Below are 22,863 nucleotides of genomic sequence, written 5' to 3'. Positions count from 1 at the left end.
CGCCATCCGGCGCCCTATTACAACGCCTGATGACGCGTCTCATGGGTTAACAGCAGTGCAATCAGCGTCAGCGCCGCCATTGACGCCAGGTAAACCCCTACCGCCGCCAGCCCGTAGTGGCTTTGCAGCCATGCGGCAATATATGGCGCGACGGAAGCGCCCAGAATTGATGACACATTGTAGGAAAACGATGCGCCGGTATAGCGCACTTCCGTCGGAAATAGCTCCGGCAGCAGCGCTCCCATTGGGCCGAAGGTCAGTCCCATCAGGCTCAGGCCTAACAACAGGAATACGAATACCAGCGCTGGATTGCCTGAACCCAGCAGCGGGGTAAAGGCGAACAACGCGAAGAGAATGATGAGCGTGGTAATGATGACCATGCTTTTCCGACGGCCAAATGCGTCCGCCAGCAGGCCGGCGACGGGCACCATCACGCCGAAACCAATCACCGCCATCATCAGCATCCACAGTATTTCATTGCGCGGCAAGCCAAGCCCTACCGGCGCGGCGGCAGTGCTGTAAGTCATGGAATAGACGGTCATGATATAGAACAGCGTGTAGGTCGCCAGCATGATAAACGTGCCGAGAATGGTTACGCGGACATGCTTCGTCAGCAACGTGCCCAGCGGTATTTTTACCTGTTTTTTCGCTGCGGCGACTTTCGCAAACACCGGCGTTTCATGCAGCGACACGCGCACATACAGGCCGATAATCACCAGCACCGCCGAGAAGATAAACGGCACGCGCCAGCCCCAGCTCATAAACTGCTCGTCGGTCAGCAGCCAGGAGAGCAACAGGAAGGTGCCATTGGCAAAGAAGAAGCCGATCGGCGCGCCCAACTGCGGGAAGGAGCCATACAGCGCGCGTTTGCGCGGCGGCGCATTCTCCGTCGCTAATAACGCCGCGCCGCCCCATTCGCCGCCCAGCCCCAGTCCCTGACCGAAACGCGCCAGCGCCAGCAGCAGCGGCGCGAAAATACCTATCGTCGCGTAGCCCGGTAACAGACCGATAATAACCGTGGAGATCCCCATCGTCAGCAGCGAAGCCACCAGCGTGACTTTGCGGCCTACCCGGTCGCCGAAGTGGCCGAATAGCGCAGAGCCAATCGGACGCGCCACAAACGCGATAGCGAAGGTGGCGAGCGATTGTAGCGTTGCCGCAGTGGGATCGCCCTGGGGGAAGAAGATAAGGGGGAACACGATCACCGCAGCGGTGGCGTAAATATAGAAGTCGAAGAACTCAATCGCGGTGCCGATAAGCGAGGCAATAACGACTTTATTGCGTGAGTTTACCGGAACATGTTCCTGCTCATGGTCGAGTGTTGTGGCGGTTGCTTGCATACTATTTTCTTATTTTTAGCGAACGAATAGCCATATTACGCACAGCAAAAGTTATATTTCAATGTGTAACAAAAGCCAAAAATGGTCAAAAAAAGCGCAAAAAGGGGATAATGTTTAAGCCAGCCATTTTGCGTCTATGAAATGCTTCACATAATTTTAGAATTGGTGGATAAAACTGGTTTCGGGTTAAATAAAAGTTAATTACTGGATTTATATGCTGAAACAATGAGATGAGGCGGAAGGACGTGCCTGATTGTACCGCCGGGTACGCTTTGCTTGCCCGGCCTGGATCTACACATCAGTAGGCCGAATGACGACGCCGTGCGTGCCATTCGGCAGCAAGCCGCAGACTAGCGTTGCGTTTTACCCGGCATTCGCGGGTCGTCCTTGTATTCGGCGGTGGCTATCCAGGCCGCGCAGAATAACGTCAGGCGGGCAAAAAAGTAGAAGAATGCCATCAGACCGAGTACGGAGCCAAACGCCGCGCCGGAAGGCGATTTCACCAGTGACGGCAGCGTATAGGTCATAATGATTTTAATCACCTCAAAACCGATAGCGGCGATAAATGTCCCGCGAATCAACGCTTTTTTACGGGGACGATGGCGAGGCAGTCGCCAGAAAATCCAGAAGAAAAGCAGATAGTTGGCAAAAATAGAGATGGCCAGACCGATCAAATGCCAGGCCGGTTTTAACCATTCGATGCTGTCGAGGTACAAGGCGGAGATGATCATCTGCTGGGCGGAACCGGCAATGGAAGTAATGGACAGCGTAATGATTAAAGCGATTAATAATCCAATCAGCGAGATAAAATCGCGCAGATATTTGAGCCAGATTTTCTCCTGATCCTGCGGCTTGCGCTCCCAGACGTCCCGTGACTGGGCGCGAATCGCTTCCCGCAGGTTGCCCATCCAGTTAACGCCGGAATAGAGCGCGATACCCAGTCCGACCAGCCCTACCGTGGTACGCTGTTGAACCGCCGTATTAATCGTATTTTTAAGCGTGGACGCCAGCGTAGGATCGCTCACATTCATCAATATCTTGCTGAAAATATCTTCCAGTAGATTAGGGTGCGAGGCGAGGATAAAACCTGCCGCGGCAAAGGACACCATCATTATCGGGATCATCGACAGAAACGAAAAGTAGGTGATAGCCGCGCCAAACTGATTACCCAGTCGATCGTTAAAACGTTCGGTCGCGCGAATGAGGTGGGCCACCATCGGTTGACGCTGAATTTTTTGCACCAGGGAGGTGACGGAATGCAACGCCTGATTTGCCTTTTCGTTTTTTTCCGGGGCGTCATGCGGCTGCGTTTCTATTTTTTGTATCGGGTCGTGCTCCAGTTCCTGAATAGGGCGTTTTACGTCATTTTCCTGCGTCATCAGGTCGGTAGTCCTTCATCATTAATAGAATATGTCAGTATAGCTTCTCCCCGGTGGATGCTGAAAATGCGGCTACTCTGCGGCCTCTTTAATGGTTTCAGTCAGCCATACCATAAACAGGTGTACCCGGCGGGAAAGATTACGGCGATGGGGATAATGCAGCGTCACCGGCAGTGGAGCGGCGCGATATTGCGGTAAAATTTCAATGAGCGTTCCGGCGCGTAACGCCTCCCGTACAGCAATGCGCGGCGTCTGAATGATCCCTAATCCTGCCAGACAGGCCGTATGCCAGGTTTCCGTACTGTTTACCGTTAGCATTCCGCCGGTTTTTACCCACTGCATACCGTGGGGAGTTTCAAAGGCAAAACCCGGTGAAGAGACTCCCGGCGTCAATGAATAATGCACCACCGCATGTGAGGCGAGGTCGTCAAGGTTTTCTGGATACCCAAAGCGCGCCAGGTATTGTGGGCTGGCGCAGTTCACCCTCCTCAGTTTGCCAAGCGGGCGCGTCAGTATCCCTGGCGCATGTAGCGGTTCTGTGCGCACCACGCAGTCGAAATCTTCCCGTAGTAAATCGACCTGTCGATCGCTACTACAAAGTTCCAGCGCAATGCCGGGATACTGATGCAAAAAAGTGGGCAGGCGCGGCATGATGAGGCTGTTTGCGAGACATGGCGGTATATCTACCCGTATTTTGCCACTGATACTGGCGGGATCAGGCTGGAAAAGACCCTCCAGTTCATCCAGGTTACTCAACAGATCTTTTGCCCGTTCGTAGTAAACCATTCCGTCCTGAGTAAGCTGTACCCGCCGGGTGGTGCGGTGGAGCAGGCGGATGCCCAGTTGATGTTCTAACGCTTGTATTTGCCGTGAGACGCTGCCTTTGGGAAGGCCGATATCCTCTGCTGCGCGGGAAAAACTTTCCCGTTCCGCCACGCGTACAAACAATTTCATTGCATATATTTTATCCATCATCAGGCTCTATTATTGTTCTTATTGAAACAGTGACGCTGAAGCGGCTGGTTTTATTGATTTTCTAGCACCTAATAAGCCCTTTCGCAATCATTGCTCGCGTGACGAATACGTCTGATCGCGTTGCGCGGCGGATTTATCGCCTTCCGGCCAGGCATTTTAGCGCCAAAAAGCCGATAAACGGGACGAGAGCGGTAAAACACGCTGATAGCCGCGGGTGTAGTGGGAGAGAGAAATGCATGTACATACACGGTATTGTCATTGACCCATCGTCGCGGTTTTCAGGCGGATTGGCTATTTTTTAACAAAATGTGCTACTTTATTTTTTGTAACACATCAGGCGAAAAGCAGATATTTCCTTTGTGACGCGCCAGGCGTACTCTTCATTGAATTAATATTCAAATTAGCCTTGGCTGTTCGCGCTAATAAGATATTCCTTACTTTAAAAGGCTAATTTTAGCGAATTCTGTAATCCCGATGTTGAAGCTGTAAATATTCATAACCTTTCCCTTCCTCAACCAATGACTATCGGTAAAATGGCCTATACCAAATGGCGACTTCTTATTTTACCCTACGGGTAATACCCTTCCTCATCTTGAGACTATTATCTTACCCAGGTGGAGAAAAGTAATGCAGGTAATCATGTTTGACAGGCAGTCAATATTTATTCATGGAATGAAAATCAGTTTGCAGCAGCACATTCCAGGAATAAGTATCCAGAGTGTCGGTCAGGCAGAAGAACTCTGGCAAAAAATAGAAAGCGCGCCGGATGCGCTGGTCATGCTGGATAGCGGCCTGGATGCTGAATTTTGCCGCGAGGTGCTACAAAGAATCGCGCAGCAATTTCCGGAGGTGAAGATTATTATCACGGCGATGGATGGCAGTCAAAAGTGGCTGCATGAAGTCATGCAATTTAACGTTCAGGCCGTGGTGCCACGCGATTCTGATGCCGAAACCTTTGTCCTTGCGCTCAATGCTGTCGCTCGCGGGATGATGTTTTTACCGGGGGATTGGTTAAATTCAACGGAGCTGGAGTCCCGTGATATAAAAGCGTTAAGCGCCCGCCAGCGGGAAATTTTACAGATGCTTGCCGCAGGAGAATCAAATAAACAAATTGGGCGGGCGTTAAATATTAGTACCGGGACGGTTAAAGCGCATCTGGAGTCGCTTTACCGGCGGCTGGATGTAAAAAATCGTACCCAGGCCGCCATGATGTTAAATGAATCGAATTAACGACGTTAAATTCGCAGTCCGCTTATTTCTGGCGGTGAAATATCACCCGTATTGATTAATGATAAAAAACGCTGATGTCCGATGCTGAACATCAGCGCAATAAGCGTTTCGCGTTGAAACCAATCGTTAAGTTCCGGCAAACAATTCTGTAGCAGCATATCGCAGCTATTGAGGTCATCCAGCAAGAATGCCTCCGCCTGGTCGGGCGTAATGAACGTCAGCGTCTCATCCGGCGTCAACATATGCCCGTAACCAATCACCCAGTTACCCTGGCGATCGCGATACTTTTCCAGCGACAGACCCTGCCACTGTTTAATAAACGCGATGCAGGCGGAGCTAAAGCGAGATGAAATGTGCGGCATGGCATCTTTCTCATAAAAAGCGCGATTATAAAGTGTGCTGCACGCGTGGCTAGCGGTCAGACGGCCAAACGCAGGCAGGGAAAAGGTCTATGCCGTTCAGCGTCACGCCGCGTTGACAGAATGAAAAACTGATGTTTTTGGTTAGTAACCGATCTTCTTATAAATTTGCAATCATTAAGATTAAGTCACTGAAATGTGGCTGAATCTGTTATATCTATGAAAAAACATAATTAAAAGAAAACGAAGATCTCGTCGCGGGATCGTCTTTTTAGGGAAGATAATGACGAATAGCGCTTCGCAGGCGACACGCGCGCCTTTTGAACATAGCCTGGGGATTATCCGCCAGGCATCAATAGAAATCCTGCTGCTGCTGGGTATTCATACCACCGAGGGAAAAGAGCCCCGGTGGTTCATGGAACAACTTGAGCAGGCGCGTCTTAACCTGGGCGGTTGGGGCGCGGTGGCGAAAAAATTGCGGATAAATGACGCGCAGTTGAGCCAGTTTATGCTGCAACTGCGTCACCTTCAGCAGCATGTTCCCCAGTATGACAGCGGGCAAGAGGTGAGCGAAAATCAACTCCTTGCCGCGTTGCGTTTTGTCACCTCGCTGGAACATCTACGTCAGCAGCAGCCGCTACTGACGTATCAAACTGAGCTGGAAGACCCCGACCAGGAGGCGCATCTTGAGGCGCAGCGTCAGCTTCGGGCGATAGAACTGACGTTAAAAGCGCTTATTGCGCGCGCATGGCCGGATCGGGCGTCGCTGAATCACTACCTCAAGCAACATTTTGGCCCGGACCGTTTGCGCCAGTGGTTAAAACAGGGAGAAGATCAACATGCGCTGGAGGGCATGTTGTTCAGCGAACTGGCGCTTATGGTGGTCGATAAAAAATTGTTTGCCCGTCATTACGTCAGAATTTTTAATGACGCCTCAGCGTTAACGCTGTTCGCCGAGTCGCGCACCACTCTGCGTATGTTTCTGGATGATTGCCGCCTCGCGCGAAACGAGGTTATCGCCAGGCAGCCGCTCACCTCAGCGCAGCTTATGCTGCTAAACGTTCAGTATCAGCAAATCGTTCGGCCCATCCAGCGCGCCTATGCCGAAAAACGTACCCGCGTGAATCCCGCTTCGTTTCTGCTGGCGGATGAACGTGAATTGCGCCAGTTCTGGGAAACCGCGCGGCTTAAAGATCGGCAGGCCGGGGGAGATAAGCATGAGATTAGCGAGAGCATAGAACCACCGCGTAAGCGGCCTCCGCGTACGCCTGAAGAGCGTGAGCAACTTATTTCCGGCGCTTTGTGGGGCGCGGTTGGCGTCATGACGCTGGCGATACTGGCGGGCGCGTTCTGGCTATTTAGTTCGCCGTCGCCAGGCTCCGATAACGGGCAAACTCCCGCAATGGCGCAGGATGAACCGCCGCGCGAGGCGCCTTCCGCGCGGGAAACGCTCAATCATATGGGGATTACCTGGGATGCGTTTACCATGCGGGCGGCGATAGAGCGCAATGATACGCGGGTGACGGCGCTGTTCCTCCAGGGCGGAATGAACTGGCAGCTCGCGTGGACGGAGCAGGCGTTTGCGGCAGGACATACCGAGGTGCTGCAATTGTTGTTGCGTTATCCCGCGCTGATGGATGAGGTCAAACCCTGCCGACGATTTATCACAACGTTAAGTCATGACATGTCGAGCGGCGCGCCGCTGACCGCGATGCATAAAACCTATTTGCAAACGTTTTGCACCGTTCCGGCTGTTGTGACGCGCCAGCAGCACGATACGGAGCAGGCCCGACTGCGCGCTCAGGCCCGGCCCAGCGCAGACAATAAAAAATGGCTGAAAATTCAGTCAGCCATTTATGATGCGATTCACTGAGGCCGGAGCAGGTTAAGGCTCTCCGTAAAGGCCAATCAGGCGGCGCACCACGCCATTGGTCCAGCCGAACCCGTCCTGTAGCGGATACTCGCCCCCGCCGCCTTCGCGGGGCGTACCGCCGGAAATATGGTATTTCTCGATCAGTTTATGGTGCTCCTGATAAAAATGGTTCACCGTTTTTAACCAGTTATGGGCGATTTCATCGCCCAGCATATCGTCGCCATACCGTTTGAAGCCCTGGATCGCCATCCATTGCAGCGGTGCCCAGCCGTTCGGTTTATCCCACTGTTCGCCGGTTTCGTATTCGGTCGCCATAATCCCGCCGGGCGTTAGCAGACGGCTGCGTACCACATTTGCCAGACGGTCGGCCTGCTCATGGTTCGCCATACCGACATACAGCGGCACGATACTGGCAGCGGAAAAGAGCGCCATTTCTTCGCGTCGCCAGTCATAGTCCCGATAACAGCCGTTTTCATCATCCCACAGATAATGGTTCACGGCGGCGCGTCGGTCGCTGGCTTTCTGGTGAAATAGCGCCTCGGTGTCACGTTCGCCTTTCAGTGCTGAAATATTGGCGATAGCGCTCTCCAGTTTATACAGAAAAGCGTTCAAATCGATAGGGATAAACTGGGTCGTACGTATGCTGGCAAGCCGGCCCGCATCGCGTAGCCAGCGTGAAGAATAGTCCCAGCCGGACGCCGCCCCGGCGCGCAAATCCCGGTAGACTTCATTGGGCGGACGACCGGAGTGTTTTGCAGTTTCGACATCTTCCAGCCAGGACTCGTCGCGCGGCGTGTCGCGATCGTCCCAGTAGCGGTTCAGCAGGGAACCGTCCGGCATCCGCACAACGTGGCGATAAGCCTGGTTGAGCGCCAGCGATTCGGCGCCGTCCATCCAGAAGGCGTATTCCATTTTGAGATGGTCGAGATAACGCCGCGCGCCGCGTACGCCATCTTCTTCGAACAGTTCAACCATCAGGGCGAAAACCGGCGGCTGCGAGCGGCTCAGATAATAGGTCCGGTTGCCGTTGGGAATATGGCCATAGTTTTCAATCATCCAGGCGAAATTATCCGCCATACATTTAAGTAAGTCTTCGCGCCCGCTTTCCGCCAGACCCAGCATGGTAAAATAAGAGTCCCAATAATAGGTTTCGCTAAAGCGGCCTCCCGGCACGATATAGGATTGCGGCAGCGCCAGCAGCGAAGACCACGGAATATGATCCTGCGGTTCGCGCGTCAGTATCGGCCAAAGCTGGTCAATATGTTCTTTGAGCGAGTTTTCGGGGTTAGAGACATACTCGCTGGATAAGGTTTCCGGTAGCCAGAAATGGTTCTCGACGAAGCGGCGTAAGTCAAAATCACGGTGGCGTCTGACCTTACGGTAGCGGATCAGGATATCAAGCGGGTCCATCTTCGGCGCGCAGTCCGGGAACGTTTTACTGTCTGGAAACAGTTTTGTTGACTGTACATGCTCGAACAGTTCGAGATACCGATCGGCAGGGGTCAGGGCGTCAGAGGCGGGAAGCCCCTCGATCATCTCCGGCTCCGGTTCCGCCTCGATCATTTCATCCAGCTTTAACTCGCACGGGTCTGTTTCATAAAGCAGATCGACATCAATAGTCAGATCTTCAGAAGGCGTGGGGTTTAATTTCTGGTTGAGCATAATGACAAGGACCTCCGGCTTGCGTCGTAAAAGATACGGGTGTTGCCCGGCTGTCTATTAAGCGTAGACATTCGCTTCGATACCTGAGTGGCAAAGTGTGCGATAGATCACATTTTGCAATTTGTCTCTCAAGAAAAACAATTTATAACTTACTGAATAGTATTGCGAAAATCCTATTTTCATGACGCCCGCCCCAGACCTAAAATCAGAACATTCGTTTCATAGCGGTATCACTACGTCACCGCATGGCGTGGATTCACAAGCAAAGGTAACGTAAATAGTTATAATACAAGCTATGGCACCATGATAATACAAATGGATACAAATGATCGAGCAACCCGACAGTAAAAGCGCCAAACCGCTTTATAAGCAGCTTGAGGCCGCCTTAAAAGAGGCCATTGCGCGTGGAGAGTATAAACCAGGCCAGCAGATCCCGACGGAAAATGAACTGAGCGCGCGCTGGCAGGTGAGCAGGGTCACGGTCCGTAAGGCGTTGGATGCGCTGACGCGTGAAAATTTGCTGACCCGTGTCTCCGGCAAAGGCACCTTTGTCTCTGGTGAGAAATTTCAGCGCAGCATGACCGGCATCATGAGTTTCAGCGAGTTATGCCAGTCCCAGGGACGTCGCCCGGGGTCACGCACCATCAAATCCGTTTTTGAATCGGTTGATGATGAGACAAAAGCGTTACTGAATATGAACGATGGCGAAAAAGCGGTCGTCATTGAACGTATCCGCTATGCCGACGATGTGGCGGTATCGCTGGAAACCGTACATCTTCCCCCTCGTTTTGCGTTTTTGCTGGACGAAGATCTTAATAATCACTCTTTGTATGAATGCTTACGCGAGAAATACCATTTATGGTTTACCCACTCCCGTAAGATGATCGAACTGGTTTATGCCAGCTTTGAAGTCGCCCATTATCTTGGCGTCAACGAGGGTTATCCGCTGATCCTGATAAAAAGTGAAATGATTGATAACAAAGGAGAACTCTCCTGCGTTTCGCAACAGTTGATTGTCGGCGATAAAATACGGTTTACCGTATGATGTCAGCATTACGCTAACGAAGAGCAGGCTGAATCGGGATCCAGATCGCGGATCCCGATTTTTTTTGGTTTCCATCTTGATCAAATGTTTTTAAATGTCATATAAAAATAATAATACATTATGAGTCATTTATGGCGAATCCTCGCCTGTATCATTGATGGAACCAGAGGAAAGCATGATGGGTATGAAAGAGACAGTTAGCAATATTGTGACCAGCCAGGCAGAGAAAGGGGGCGTTAAACACGTCTATTACGTGGCGTGCGGCGGTTCTTATGCGGCGTTCTATCCGGCGAAAGCATTCTTAGAAAAAGAAGCGAAAGCGTTGACTGTCGGTCTGTATAACAGCGGAGAATTTATTAACAACCCGCCGGTAGCGCTGGGAGAAAATGCCGTTGTGGTTGTCGCCTCCCACAAAGGTAATACGCCAGAGACAATTAAAGCGGCTGAAATCGCCCGTCAGCACGGCGCGCCGGTCATTGGTTTAACCTGGATAATGGATTCACCGTTGGTGGCGCATTGCGACTATGTGGAAACGTACACGTTTGGCGACGGTAAAGATATTGCCGGAGAGAAAACGATGAAAGGCCTGCTGAGTGCGGTCGAACTGCTCCAGCAGACGGAAGGGTATGCGTACTATGACGATTTTCAGGATGGCGTCAGCAAAATCAACCGTATCGTCTGGCGCGCTTGCGAGCAGGTTGCGGAACGCGCGCAGGCGTTCGCGCAGGAATATAAAGACGATAAAGTCATTTACACCGTCGCCAGCGGCGCGGGCTATGGCGCAGCCTACCTACAGAGCATCTGCATCTTTATGGAAATGCAATGGATACATTCCGCCTGTATTCATAGCGGTGAGTTTTTCCACGGGCCGTTTGAAATTACCGATGCGAATACGCCTTTCTTCTTCCAGTTTTCCGAGGGCAATACGCGGGCGGTGGATGAACGCGCGTTAAACTTCCTGAAAAAATATGGCCGCCGGATTGAAGTTGTCGATGCGAAAGAGCTGGGGCTATCGACCATTAAAACCACGGTTATTGATTACTTTAACCACTCTCTCTTTAATAACGTTTATCCCGTTTACAATCGGGCGTTAGCTGAGGCGCGTCAGCATCCGTTAACGACGCGCCGCTATATGTGGAAAGTGGAATATTAATTACATCAGGATGGATAAAAAAGCAGGGACGCTTTTTATTGTAAAGACAAACAAGGAATAATGATGAGCATCAGCATATTGGGTATTGGCGACAACGTTGTCGATAAATACCTGGATTCCGGCATCATGTACCCCGGCGGTAATGCATTAAATTTTGCTGTCTATGCGAAATTAGCAGACATCCCCAGCGCGTTTATGGGGGCGTTTGGCAATGACGACGCCGCGCAGCACGTACAGGATGTATTACACCAGCTACAGATAGACATCTCTCACAGCCGCCATTATACCGGCGAAAATGGGTATGCCTGTATCCGTCTCTCGCATGGCGATCGGCAATTTGTCGCCAGCAACAAAAACGGCGTATTGCGGGAACATCCTTTTAGTCTGTCTGACGACGATCTTCGCTATATATCACAATTTACCTTAGTCCATTCCAGTATTAACGGCCACCTGGAATCGGAACTGGAGAAAATTAAACAACAAACTGTCTTACTCTCTTTTGATTTTTCCGGGCGCGGTACAGACGACTATTTTGAAAAGGTATGCCCGTGGGTAGATTATGGATTTGTCTCCTGTAGCGGGTTATCGCCAGATGAAATCAAAATAAAACTCAATAAACTTTATCGTTATGGCTGTCGGCATATTATTGCCACCTGCGGGCATGAAAAAGTTTATTATTTTTCCGGCGCGGATTATCTGGAGTGGCAACCTGCTTATATCGAACCTGTCGATACGCTGGGCGCAGGCGACGCCTTCTTAACCGGTTTTTTGCTTTCCATTTTGCAATCGGGTATGGCGGAACCCGATAAAGAAAGCGTGTTACGCGCCATGCGGCAGGGCGGGAAATCGGCGGCGCAGGTGTTATCTCATTACGGCGCATTTGGTTTTGGTAAACCGTTTGCACAATAGGTTACGTCCCTCAATGTAAAGCGACACTCACTCCAGATAACCCAGGAGGAAGTATGTTTTGGACGGAATTATGTTTTATCCTTGTGGCCCTGATGATAGGCGCCAGGATCGGCGGCGTATTTTTAGGGATGGTCGGCGGGTTAGGCGTCGGCGTGATGGTTTTTATTTTTGGCTTGACGCCTTCTACGCCACCGATTGATGTTATTCTGATTATTCTTTCTGTTGTCCTGGCGGCCGCTTCTTTACAGGCCTCCGGCGGGCTGGATTTACTGGTCAAACTGGCGGAAAAAATTCTGCGTCGCCACCCTCGTTACATTACGTTATTAGCGCCGTTTATCTGTTATATCTTCACTTTTATGTCAGGAACGGGGCATGTCGTTTATAGCTTGTTACCGGTTATTTCTGAAGTCGCACGGGATTCTGGTATTCGACCGGAACGTCCTTTATCTATTTCCGTTATCGCATCGCAACAGGCGATCACCGCCAGCCCTATATCTGCCGCCATGGCGGCGATGATTGGTTTAATGGCGCCGTTGGGCGTCTCTATTTCAACCATTATGATGATTTGCGTGCCTGCCACGTTAATCGGTGTAGCGATGGGGGCAATAGCGACCTTTAATAAAGGAAAAGAGTTAAAAGACGATCCGGAATATCAACGTCGGCTTGCTGAAGGGTTAATTAAACCTGCGCAGAAAGAAAGTAAAAATACGGTGGTCACTTCGCGCGCCAAATTGTCGGTGGCGTTATTTCTGACCAGCGCGATCGTTATCGTTCTGTTAGGACTGATTCCGGCGCTGCGGCCCATGGTGGAAACAGCGAAAGGGCTACAACCGCTTTCGATGTCCGCCGCTATCCAGATTACGATGCTCTCTTTTGCCTGCCTGATTGTGTTGTTATGTCGGCCGCAGGTCGATCAGATTATCAGCGGTACGGTATTTCGGGCGGGCGCGCTGGCGATTGTCTGCGCCTTCGGCCTGGCCTGGATGAGTGAGACGTTCGTGAATGGTCATATCGCGTTGATTAAGGCAGAAGTGCAAACTCTATTGCAACAGCATACCTGGCTTATCGCCATTATGATGTTTTTCGTGTCCGCTATGGTCAGCAGCCAGGCGGCAACGACGTTAATTCTGTTGCCGCTGGGGCTGGCGTTAGGGTTGCCCGCTTATGCATTAATCGGTTCCTGGCCTGCCGTTAACGGCTATTTCTTTATTCCGGTGGCGGGACAGTGTCTGGCGGCGCTGGCGTTTGACGATACCGGTACGACGCGTATTGGCAAATATGTGCTTAACCATAGTTTTATGCGTCCGGGATTAGTTAACGTGATTGTCTCGGTCATTGTCGGGCTGTTAATAGGAAAAATGGTTCTGGCCTGATTGTTATTAAATTTTTTATAGCACACGTCACTTATTATTTTTAATTCAGAGGAAGAAAATGAAAATTAGAGTTTTCATGGCCACCGTGTTGCTGCTCATCAGCCACTGTGTATTTAGCACAACGTCACTACCGCATATTGTTATTCTCGCGACAGGCGGTACTATCGCCGGGGCGGCAGCCAATAATACGCAAACCGCCGGATATAAATCTGGTGAACTTGGCGTGCAAACATTAATAAATGCCGTGCCGGAAATGAATAATATCGCTCGCGTTGACGGCGAGCAGGTGGCGAATATTGGTAGCGAAAATATGACCAGCGATATCATCCTGAAACTTTCACAGAAGGTGAATGCGTTATTGGCGCGGGACGATGTTGACGGTGTGGTTATTACTCATGGCACTGACACGCTCGATGAAACCGCCTACTTTCTTAATTTGACCGTGAAAAGCGACAAACCGGTGGTGTTTACCGCTGCAATGCGGCCCGCGTCGGCAATCAGCGCCGATGGCGCAATGAACCTGCTGGAAGCGGTCACGGTGGCTGCTGACCCGAATGCGAAGGGACGCGGCGTGATGGTGGTTTTAAACGATCGTATTGGTTCGGCGCGCTTTGTGACGAAAACTAATGCCACGACTCTGGATACCTTTAAAGCGCCGGAAGAGGGCTATCTGGGGGTCATCGTTAATGGTCAGCCACAGTTCGAAACGCGGGTGGAAAAAATTCATACCCTGCGCTCTGTTTTTGACGTACGTAATATCAAGAAATTACCCAATGTGGTGATTATTTACGGCTATCAGGACGACCCGGAATATATGTATGATGCGGCGATCGCCCATCACGCGGACGGTATTATTTATGCCGGAACCGGCGCAGGTTCGGTCTCGGTACGCAGCGACGCGGGGATTAAAAAAGCGGAGAAAGCCGGGATTATAGTGGTGCGCGCTTCCCGCACCGGAAACGGCGTCGTACCGTTGGATAAAGGGCAGCCAGGGCTGGTGTCTGACTCGCTCAACCCGGCGAAGGCGCGAGTCTTGCTGATGACGGCATTAACTCAGACGCGTAATCCGGAACTGATCCAGAGTTATTTCAGTACGTATTAATCATGCAGGCTTGTGCGCCCACCCTCGAAGATGGGCGCACAAGATATTAACGCATGGTCACAAACTCTTCCGATGCGGTCGGGTGAATGGCGACGGTATTATCGAAGTCTTTCTTGGTAGCGCCCATCTTCAGTGCTACCGCGAAGCCCTGCAACATTTCATCCATGCCGAAGCCGATACCGTGGATACCCACAATTTTTTCTTCCGGCCCGACGCAGACCAGCTTCATACGGCACGGCTGGCGGTGTGTCGTTACCGCGGTATACATAGCGGTAAACGATGATTTATAGACTTTCACCTGCTCGTCGCCGTACTGCTCGCGCGCCTGCGGCTCGCTTAACCCGACGGTGCCGATAGGCGGATGGCTAAAGACCACGGTCGGGATGTTGCTGTAGTCCAGATGCTCGTCCGGCTTGTTGTTAAACAGGCGTTCGGAGAGACGGCGACCGGCGGCGACGGCGACTGGCGTTAACTCCACTGCGCCGGTGTTATCGCCAACAGCGTAAATGCCTTCTACGTTCGTGTTCTGCCATTTATCAACGATGATGTAACCTTTTTCATTGGTTTTCACGCCTGCTGCCGCCAGATTAATATTGTCGGTCGACGGTTCGCGACCAATGGCCCAGATCAGGCAATCAACGGTTTCACTGCGGCCATCTTCCAGTTCCAGAGTCAGACTGCCGTCGGCGTTTTTCACCACCGCTTTCGGCACGGCGTGAGTATGCAGTTGCGGGCCTTCGGCGTTCATCACCTCAACCAGCGTTTCGCTAATCATCGGGTCAAAACTGCGCAGCGGCGCATGTTTACGGACAAACAGATGCGTTTTCGCCCCCAGCGCGTTGATAACGCCAGCCAGTTCAACGGCGATATAACCTGCGCCTACCACTGCGACGCGCTCCGGCAAGGCAGACAGCGCAAAGAAACCGTCGGAATCAATGCCGTATTCCACGCCTGGAATGCTCGGATGGCTCGGACGGCCGCCGGTAGCGATCAAAATATGGTCGGCGGTGATGGTTTCGCCGTTCACTTCAATGGTTTTGGCATCGACAAAGCGGGCAAAGCCTTTAATCACATCCACGTTATTTTTGCCCAGCACGTTGTCGTATGAAGTATGGATGCGGTCAATATACGCGGTACGGCTGGCAATCAGCTTGCTCCAGTCGAACTGATTAATCGTGGTGTCAAAACCGTAGTCCGGGCCATACAGATGAATCGCTTCACGAATCTGCGCGGCATGCCACATCACTTTCTTCGGCACGCAGCCCACGTTAACACAGGTGCCGCCCAGTTCTTTGGCTTCGATGAGCGCGCATTTCTGGCCGTACATAGCGGCGCGGTTAATCGAGGCGATACCGCCGCTGCCGCCGCCGATAGCGATGTAATCATAGTGTTTGGTCATGACCGCTCCTTTATGTTCGTTGTCGGACGGATAGATTCTGCGCTACCCGCCAAAATATTCGCGATTGTATACCTGAAGGTGAAAGGTTCCACCGATGGCTGTGATTACTCCGGCACGATCCAGCTTACCGAAGTGTGTCCGTGACCGTTTGGCGCCAACCTGCTGTGCAGCCACGGTAGCACGTTGTTCATCTGCTGCTCCAGTTTCCACGGCGGGTTAACCACGATCATACCGGACGCCGTCATCCCGCGCTGATCGCTGTCCGGGCGGATCGCCAGCTCAATTTGCAGGATTTTACGGATGCCGGTGGCCTCCAGATCATGAATCATGCGCTTAATTTGCTGGCGGAGCACCACCGGATACCATAGCGCGTATGTCCCGGTGGCGAAACGTTTATAACCCTCGCTGATGCCGCTGACTACCGCCTGGTAATCGGTTTTCATTTCATAAGGCGGGTCAATGAGGATCAGACCGCGGCGGGAAACCGGCGGCAATTTGGCTTTCAGTTGCTGATAGCCGTCAGCGCGTTCCACACGGGCGCGGTTGTCTTTTTGAAACTCCGCGCGCAACAGTGGGAAGTCGCTGGGATGCAATTCCGTGAGTTGCAGACTGTCCTGCTCACGCAGCAACTGGCGGGCGATTAACGGGGAGCCCGGATAGTAGCGTAACTGCCCGCTGCGGTTGAAATGTTTTACGACGCTAATATACGGTTCCAGTTCGGCGGGCAGGTCGTCCTGCTGCCAGATACGGGCGATGCCTTCCAGATACTCTCCGGTACGTTCAGCATGTTCGCTGCCCAACTGATAACGCCCCGCGCCCGCGTGCGTGTCCAGATAGAGAAACGGTTTTTCTTTCTCTTTTAGCGACTCGATGATCAGGCTCTGAACGGTATGTTTAAGGACGTCGGCGTGGTTGCCAGCGTGAAAGCTGTGACGATAACTGAGCATGGATGCAGATATTCCGGGAAGTAAACAAGTTAGCCGATAGTTTACCGCAGATCCGTAGAGATTACCGCTCTTGCGCTTTTATCGCCGTTGGCCAGGAGGAAAAACAAGTAGGCTGTGGCGTCAGAGCGTAAATAACGTCAACGAAGTGATGCAGGCGTCTGGATTGGCCTGTTTCACGGTCTTAAGGAAGGTGGCAAAACTTTGATTGAATAGGGTGTAGTTATGAAGGAAGCGCGTCTGTTTTCTTTGCCCTTCCGCTGTTATCCAGTCGACTGACCAGACTGAACGACCACTGACTCTCGTTGTTCCCGGTTTCGCCTCAATGATGCTGGTGAGTGGTATCGCGGTGGTGATACCGTCCGCGACTTCATAGAGGTACTGCATGTCAAAGTAGTAATCCGCGTTATAGCCGCGAGAACTGCCAAATTTTCGCAGCATCAGCGAAGAAGATGAAATTAATTTACGGCCATCTTGCAGATGCTTACTCCGACGGAAAATTTTTCGCCCAGGGAAAATAAAGAAAACAATAAATATCAGTACAATAAACTGTAATAACGTGGTCATATACAATCCTTGTATTCCAGAAACGAAAAAGTTGAGAATATTATACATGGGCAGTTTGCGCAAAAATGACAGCGATTGATGCCACGGCCCTGTTTTCAGAAAAACGCCCATGAAAAACCTATCTGAATTTAACGCTAATCATGCCGCGACGCGTCCACCGACTTACCCCTGTCGGGTCTTATTCTGAAATCGTTTTTATTATGATGATAGTGCTGGTTTTACCTTGTTTATTTGATTAAAACGATAGCGCTAATAATAGAAAAGAAAGGATTCATTGATGTTCCATTATGGAAAATGTGTCGTTCGCACGCTGTTTTTATTACTGGTTTGCTGTTCGCTGTCGGGCTGTCTTTCATTTGGGCTGATACTTGCCACCGATAAAGATGGCAATCGTCATCAGTCTACCTGGAAATCGGATACCGTTACCGCGCTTTCCTTAGGTAAAGATAGCAACGGGAAAACGGGCTGGGTGTTTGTTGGCGAACATTTTGACTACCTGTTGACTCAGGGCGGCGATAATGTGGTGGCGCTGTTAAAAGATGCGACTATTCGCCGGGATAAAATGCGAGTAAAGGATGGTGTTAAATTCCTGATTGATACAGATAAGAAGGAGTTTACGGGTGAAGTCAATGTGACTTACGCCTGGGTGGACGAGAAAGATAAACTGGCAGCGGTAGGCTATGGGTTTATTTGTGCAGACGGCGCGGTAAATTGCACGCTATCCGTCATGGACCTGAAGGGGACTATCCATCAGAAAAATAAAGATCAGAGCGTTACTCAGCAGCTAGCGTTTTACCATCCTTTCACCGTTGAGTTCTATCAGTATCAGCGCAGTATGTCCGGGGCAAAATTTGGCAGAGTGTTGCTGCCGGTAACTTTGGCGCTGGATATTGTCACTATGCCGTTACAGCTACTGATCTTCAGTCGTTAAAATTGGATTCAGCAGCAATGCCTACGTTCGGATGCTGGCGTTGCTGCACGGGTGAAATGAGCGCCCACCATCATTGAAATTCCCCCAACTATCCCCCATTCTAGATCCATAGCGAAAGCGCGATAGAGCGCTTCATTTCTTTTTTAGACCAGGACTGCGCATATGACCAATCCATTACTAACGTCTTTTTCACTGCCGCCTTTTTCTGCAATTAAACCGGAGCATGTGGTGCCTGCGGTCACCAAAGCGTTGGCCGATTGCCGGGCGGCGGTAGAAGGCGTTGTGGCGCATGGCGCGCCGTATAGCTGGGAAAACCTCTGCCAGCCGTTGGCGGAAGCAGACGATGTTCTGGGGCGTATTTTCTCGCCAATTAGCCACTTAAACTCGGTGAAAAATAGTCCGGAGCTGCGTGAAGCCTACGAACAGACGCTGCCGCTGCTGTCTGAATACAGCACCTGGGTTGGGCAACATGAAGGACTGTACAACGCGTACCGCGACCTGCGCGACGGCGATCATTACGCCACTCTGAATACCGCGCAGAAGAAAGCGGTCGATAACGCGCTGCGTGATTTTGAACTGTCCGGCATCGGCCTGCCGAAAGAGAAACAGCAGCGTTACGGTGAAATCGCCACTCGCCTGTCTGAGCTGGGCAACCAGTACAGCAACAACGTGCTCGATGCCACCATGGGCTGGACGAAGCTCATCACCGACGAAGCCGAGCTGGCGGGAATGCCGGAAAGCGCTCTGGCGGCAGCGAAAGCCCAGGCTGAAGCCAAAGAGCAGGAAGGCTACCTGCTGACCCTGGATATCCCAAGCTACCTGCCGGTAATGACCTACTGCGACAACCAGGCTCTGCGTGAAGAGCTGTATCGCGCCTACTCCACCCGCGCCTCCGATCAGGGGCCGAACGCGGGCAAGTGGGACAACACCCCGGTAATGGAAGAGATCCTCGCGCTGCGTCACGAACTGGCACAACTGCTGGGCTTCGAAAGCTACGCCTTTAAATCTCTGGCCACCAAAATGGCGGAAAACCCGCAGCAGGTGCTCGACTTCCTGACCGATTTGGCGAAACGCGCCCGTCCGCAGGGGGAAAAAGAGCTGGCCCAGCTGTGTGCCTTCGCCAAAGCCGAATTTGGCGTTGAGGAGCTGCAACCGTGGGATATCGCGTACTACAGTGAAAAGCAAAAACAGCACCTGTACAGCATCAGCGATGAGCAGCTACGTCCGTACTTCCCGGAAAACAAAGCCGTGAATGGCCTGTTTGAAGTGGTGAAACGTATTTACGGCATCACTGCCAAAGAGCGTACTGACGTTGATGTCTGGCACCCGGAAGTGCGTTTCTTTGAACTGTATGACGAAAATAACGAGCTGCGCGGCAGCTTCTACCTTGACCTGTACGCGCGCGAACACAAACGCGGCGGGGCGTGGATGGACGACTGTGTCGGCCAGATGCGTAAAGCGGATGGCACATTGCAAAAGCCGGTCGCTTATCTGACCTGTAATTTCAACCGTCCGGTGAACGGTAAACCCGCTCTGTTTACCCATGACGAAGTGATCACCCTGTTCCACGAGTTTGGTCATGGCCTGCATCATATGCTGACCCGCATTGAGACCGCCGGGGTCTCCGGTATCAGCGGCGTGCCGTGGGACGCGGTCGAACTGCCAAGCCAGTTTATGGAAAACTGGTGCTGGGAGCCGGAAGCGCTGGCGTTTATCTCCGGCCACTATGAGACCGGCGAACCGCTGCCGAAGGAACTGCTGGATAAAATGATGGCGGCGAAAAACTATCAGGCGGCGCTGTTTATTCTGCGTCAGCTGGAGTTCGGTCTGTTTGATTTCCGTCTGCATGCGGAATTTAATCCGCAGCAAGGAGCGAAAATTCTTGAGACGCTCTTTGAAATCAAAAAACAGGTCGCCGTGGTGCCGTCACCGACATGGGGCCGCTTCCCACATGCGTTCAGCCATATCTTTGCTGGCGGCTATGCGGCAGGCTACTACAGCTATCTGTGGGCCGACGTACTGGCGGCGGACGCTTATTCCCGCTTTGAGGAGGAAGGCATTTTCAACCGTGAGACCGGTCAGTCGTTCCTTGATAACATCCTGACTCGCGGTGGTTCTGAAGAGCCGATGGAACTCTTTAAACGCTTCCGTGGCCGTGAACCACAGCTGGACGCGATGCTGGAGCATTACGGGATTAAAGGCTGATTTTACGTGCAAATCTGCTTAATGGATGAAACGGGCGCCACAGACGGCGCCTTATCTGTTCTGGCTGCCCGCTGGGGACTGGAGCATGACGAAGACAACCCGATGGCGCTGGTATTGACGCCGCAACATCTGGAGCTGCGCAAGCGCGACGAACCGAAGCTCGGCGGCATTTTCGTCGATTTTGTCGGCGGCGTGATGGCCCATCGACGTAAGTTCGGCGGCGGGCGCGGCGAAGCGGTGGCGAAAGCCGTTGGTATCAAAGGCGATTATCTGCCGGATGTGGTTGATGCCACGGCCGGACTGGGGCGCGATGCGTTTGTGCTGGCGTCCGTCGGTTGCCGCGTGCGGATGCTGGAGCGTAACCCGGTGGTTGCCGCGCTGCTCGATGACGGTCTGACGCGCGGCTACGCCGATGCGGATATTGGCGGCTGGCTTCAGGAGCGTTTGCAGTTGATTCATGCTTCCAGCCTGACGGCGTTAACCGATATCACGCCGCGCCCGCAGGTGGTCTACCTCGATCCGATGTTTCCTCACCGGCAGAAAAGCGCGCTGGTGAAGAAAGAGATGCGGGTGTTTCAGTCGCTGGTGGGGCCGGATCTCGACGCCGACGGACTGCTGGAGCCGGCGCGTCAGTTGGCGACCAAACGCGTGGTGGTCAAACGCCCCGATTATGCGCCGCCGCTGGCGGATGTCGCGACGCCCAACGCCATCGTTACCAAAGGGCATCGGTTTGATATTTATGCCGGAACCCCTCTGACGGAGTAACGGATTGCCCGATGGCGTTGCGCTTATCGGGCCTACGATTCTCAATTATTTGTAGGCCGGATAAGGCGTAAGCCGCATCCGGCACTGAGTATTACTGTTCGGTACCTGGCGTATTAATCATTCGGTTTAACCACGGCACCATAATGGCCATCACCACGGTGACCGCCAGTGTTACCAGACCAATTTTGCTAAAGACGCCGGTATAAATGGGCAGCGTCTGCAACGGATCGGTGATGTTTTCCGGTACGGCAGTGAAGGTCGCCACATAACCGCCGAGCAGGAAGGCGGCGGCCTGGGTCAGGAACCACATTCCCAGAATAAAACCCATCAGATGCTGCGGCACCAGAGCGGCGACCATTGCCAGCCCCAGCGCGCTAATCAGCAGCTCGCCCAGACTCTGGAACAGATACACCAGCACGATAAACCACGGCGACGTCAATCCTTGCGCATCGGCAAACCACATCCCGGCGGCGGCGGCGGTCAGAAAACCCAGTGCGCAGAGGAACATACCGAGCGTAAACTTCATCGGCATAGTCAGATCTTTGCCTTTACTACCCAGTCGGGTGTAAATCGCTGCCAGTACCGGACTGGCGACGACCACCCAGAATGGGTTCAGCGCCTGAAAACTCACCGGGTTAATGGCGAATCCAAGAATTTCATGATGCACGTTATTAATCGCAAAGAAGTTCAGCGAGGTAGGCATCTGCGCATACAGAATGTAAAACAGAACGGCTTCAATCATCAGAATAAACGCCACGAACATTTTATTGCGGCCGGTTTTATCCAGACGAAACGCTTCGCGAAAGAAGAAAATAGTGACGACGATAGAAAGGACGATGAGCACCAGATTGGCAATCTTAACGTTGTGCATCAGCCAGGCGCAGAGGAAAATCATGACGACGGTGCCGAGTAGTACCAGCAGCAAATTGCGAAAACGTAGCGGTTTATGATCCGGTTCAGAACCGATATTTTTCACCATGCCACGGCAGGCGAAGTACACCAGAAGCGCAACAATTAAACCAGCGCCGCACAGATTATAGGTCACCGCATAGCCAAATTTATCGGCAATCACCGGCGCCAGCGATAGCGATAACAAAGAACCGATGTTAATCGACATATAAAACAGGGTGAAAGCGCCATCCAGCCGGGGATCTTTAGGCTGATAGCATTTAGAGAGCAGGCTGGCGGGATTGGCTTTAAATAACCCGTTGCCCACGGCAATCGTACCCAGTGCGATAAAAATCAGATCGGGATTTAATAGCGACATGCCGGTCATAAAATAGCCAATCGCCAGCACAATCGCGCCCAGGACCAGGGTGCGTTTAGTCCCTAACAGATGGTCGCCAACATAGCCGCCGATGGAGATCAGGCCATAAACCAGCGCCGCAAAAGCGCCAAAGGTAATAAAGGCCTGTTCCTGAGAAAAACCCAATTGTTTAACGAAAAAGACCGCCAGGATGCCCTGGACGCCGTAATAGCCAAATCGTTCCCATAATTCTACAAAAAAGATCATGAAGAATGGACGAGGTTGCTGCAGCAAGCCCGTAGGTGCAGTTGTATTCATATTCCTTCGCCTTTTAATGCCATCCCGAAACGTATGAGCGCGTATATCAAAACGCGCCGAAAAGACTTACCCTGATATAGACTGCGGT

At 52.1% G+C, this 22,863-nt stretch carries 19 protein-coding genes; 10 read left to right on the top strand and 9 right to left on the bottom strand.

Annotated elements, in window-relative coordinates:
* Positions 1–17 precede the first annotated feature (17 nt).
* From ABVN36_RS10935 to ABVN36_RS10925, 3 genes are all read right to left on the bottom strand, one after another.
* Positions 18–1,340 (bottom strand): MFS transporter, encoded by a 1,323-nt coding sequence (locus tag ABVN36_RS10935; protein WP_001148981.1) that lies wholly within the window; start codon positions 1,338–1,340, stop codon positions 18–20.
* 350 nt (positions 1,341–1,690) lie between these two features.
* On the bottom strand, positions 1,691–2,719 hold the full coding sequence (yhjD, locus tag ABVN36_RS10930) for an inner membrane protein YhjD (protein WP_000191230.1): 1,029 nt from the start codon (positions 2,717–2,719) through the stop codon (positions 1,691–1,693).
* Between the two features lie 72 nt (positions 2,720–2,791).
* Positions 2,792–3,691 carry a LysR family transcriptional regulator gene (locus ABVN36_RS10925; RefSeq protein ID WP_000358046.1) on the bottom strand — a complete coding sequence of 300 codons (900 nt, stop codon included), beginning with the start codon at positions 3,689–3,691 and terminating at the stop codon, positions 2,792–2,794.
* A 630-nt stretch (positions 3,692–4,321) separates the two neighbouring features.
* Between ABVN36_RS10925 and ABVN36_RS10920 the strand changes: the two genes are divergently transcribed.
* Positions 4,322–4,924: a response regulator transcription factor gene (locus ABVN36_RS10920; protein WP_001196081.1), complete on the top strand. Its 603-nt coding sequence runs from the start codon at positions 4,322–4,324 to the stop codon at positions 4,922–4,924.
* 5 nt (positions 4,925–4,929) lie between these two features.
* On the opposite strand, the gene ABVN36_RS10915 is transcribed toward ABVN36_RS10920, so the two are convergent.
* On the bottom strand, positions 4,930–5,286 hold the full coding sequence (locus ABVN36_RS10915) for a glycoside hydrolase family protein (protein WP_023138197.1): 357 nt from the start codon (positions 5,284–5,286) through the stop codon (positions 4,930–4,932).
* A gap of 280 nt (positions 5,287–5,566) precedes the next feature.
* Here ABVN36_RS10915 and ABVN36_RS10910 point away from each other — a divergent pair, with 280 nt between their 5' ends.
* Positions 5,567–7,156: an STY4199 family HEPN domain-containing protein gene (locus tag ABVN36_RS10910; protein WP_000185003.1), complete on the top strand. Its 1,590-nt coding sequence runs from the start codon at positions 5,567–5,569 to the stop codon at positions 7,154–7,156.
* A 12-nt stretch (positions 7,157–7,168) separates the two neighbouring features.
* Here the strand turns inward: ABVN36_RS10910 and ABVN36_RS10905 are convergent, their stop codons facing one another.
* Positions 7,169–8,818 carry an alpha,alpha-trehalase gene (locus ABVN36_RS10905; protein WP_000934252.1) on the bottom strand — a complete coding sequence of 550 codons (1,650 nt, stop codon included), beginning with the start codon at positions 8,816–8,818 and terminating at the stop codon, positions 7,169–7,171.
* Positions 8,819–9,143: 325 nt separating this feature from the next.
* Between ABVN36_RS10905 and ABVN36_RS10900 the strand changes: the two genes are divergently transcribed.
* The 5 genes from ABVN36_RS10900 (at position 9,144) to fraE (ending at position 14,400) form a co-directional block, all read left to right on the top strand.
* Positions 9,144–9,863 carry a GntR family transcriptional regulator gene (locus ABVN36_RS10900; protein WP_000572566.1) on the top strand — a complete coding sequence of 240 codons (720 nt, stop codon included), beginning with the start codon at positions 9,144–9,146 and terminating at the stop codon, positions 9,861–9,863.
* A 175-nt stretch (positions 9,864–10,038) separates the two neighbouring features.
* Entirely contained in the window at positions 10,039–11,016 is a 978-nt protein-coding gene (gene fraB / locus ABVN36_RS10895) for a 6-phosphofructose-aspartate deglycase (RefSeq protein WP_077908604.1), read from the top strand.
* A 63-nt stretch (positions 11,017–11,079) separates the two neighbouring features.
* Complete coding sequence (fraD, locus tag ABVN36_RS10890) at positions 11,080–11,925, top strand: fructose-aspartate kinase (protein ID WP_023138195.1); 846 nt, start codon at positions 11,080–11,082, stop codon at positions 11,923–11,925.
* Between the two features lie 53 nt (positions 11,926–11,978).
* On the top strand, positions 11,979–13,298 hold the full coding sequence (locus tag ABVN36_RS10885; protein WP_000498935.1) for an anaerobic C4-dicarboxylate transporter family protein: 1,320 nt from the start codon (positions 11,979–11,981) through the stop codon (positions 13,296–13,298).
* Between the two features lie 58 nt (positions 13,299–13,356).
* Positions 13,357–14,400 (top strand): fructose-asparagine asparaginase, encoded by a 1,044-nt coding sequence (gene fraE / locus ABVN36_RS10880; protein ID WP_023138194.1) that lies wholly within the window; start codon positions 13,357–13,359, stop codon positions 14,398–14,400.
* Between the two features lie 46 nt (positions 14,401–14,446).
* Here the strand turns inward: fraE and gorA are convergent, their stop codons facing one another.
* The 3 genes from gorA to ABVN36_RS10865 all read right to left on the bottom strand — a co-directional run bounded on the left by gorA (position 14,447) and on the right by ABVN36_RS10865 (position 17,310).
* Complete coding sequence (gene gorA / locus ABVN36_RS10875; RefSeq protein WP_000160780.1) at positions 14,447–15,799, bottom strand: glutathione-disulfide reductase; 1,353 nt, start codon at positions 15,797–15,799, stop codon at positions 14,447–14,449.
* 104 nt (positions 15,800–15,903) lie between these two features.
* Positions 15,904–16,746 (bottom strand): 23S rRNA (adenine(2030)-N(6))-methyltransferase RlmJ, encoded by an 843-nt coding sequence (locus tag ABVN36_RS10870; protein ID WP_000954233.1) that lies wholly within the window; start codon positions 16,744–16,746, stop codon positions 15,904–15,906.
* Positions 16,747–16,866: 120 nt separating this feature from the next.
* The gene (locus ABVN36_RS10865) at positions 16,867–17,310 is read right to left on the bottom strand and encodes a hypothetical protein (protein WP_033903584.1); all 444 of its coding nucleotides are present in this window, start codon (positions 17,308–17,310) and stop codon (positions 16,867–16,869) included.
* Positions 17,311–17,587: 277 nt separating this feature from the next.
* Between ABVN36_RS10865 and ABVN36_RS10860 the strand changes: the two genes are divergently transcribed.
* The 3 genes from ABVN36_RS10860 to rsmJ all read left to right on the top strand — a co-directional run bounded on the left by ABVN36_RS10860 (position 17,588) and on the right by rsmJ (position 21,211).
* Positions 17,588–18,241 carry a hypothetical protein gene (locus ABVN36_RS10860; protein WP_000469190.1) on the top strand — a complete coding sequence of 218 codons (654 nt, stop codon included), beginning with the start codon at positions 17,588–17,590 and terminating at the stop codon, positions 18,239–18,241.
* Between the two features lie 162 nt (positions 18,242–18,403).
* On the top strand, positions 18,404–20,446 hold the full coding sequence (gene prlC / locus ABVN36_RS10855; protein ID WP_023138192.1) for an oligopeptidase A: 2,043 nt from the start codon (positions 18,404–18,406) through the stop codon (positions 20,444–20,446).
* Positions 20,447–20,452: 6 nt separating this feature from the next.
* On the top strand, positions 20,453–21,211 hold the full coding sequence (gene rsmJ, locus ABVN36_RS10850; protein WP_079818069.1) for a 16S rRNA (guanine(1516)-N(2))-methyltransferase RsmJ: 759 nt from the start codon (positions 20,453–20,455) through the stop codon (positions 21,209–21,211).
* A gap of 91 nt (positions 21,212–21,302) precedes the next feature.
* Here rsmJ and dtpB read toward each other — a convergent pair whose 3' ends face one another.
* Positions 21,303–22,775: a dipeptide/tripeptide permease DtpB gene (gene dtpB, locus ABVN36_RS10845; protein ID WP_001098275.1), complete on the bottom strand. Its 1,473-nt coding sequence runs from the start codon at positions 22,773–22,775 to the stop codon at positions 21,303–21,305.
* Between the last annotated feature and the right edge of the window lie 88 nt (positions 22,776–22,863).

The sequence above is a fragment of the Salmonella sp. SJTUF15581 genome, from assembly GCF_043356775.1.
GTDB lineage: Bacteria > Pseudomonadota > Gammaproteobacteria > Enterobacterales > Enterobacteriaceae > Salmonella > Salmonella enterica.
This window is presented reverse-complemented; position numbering and strand designations above follow the sequence as displayed.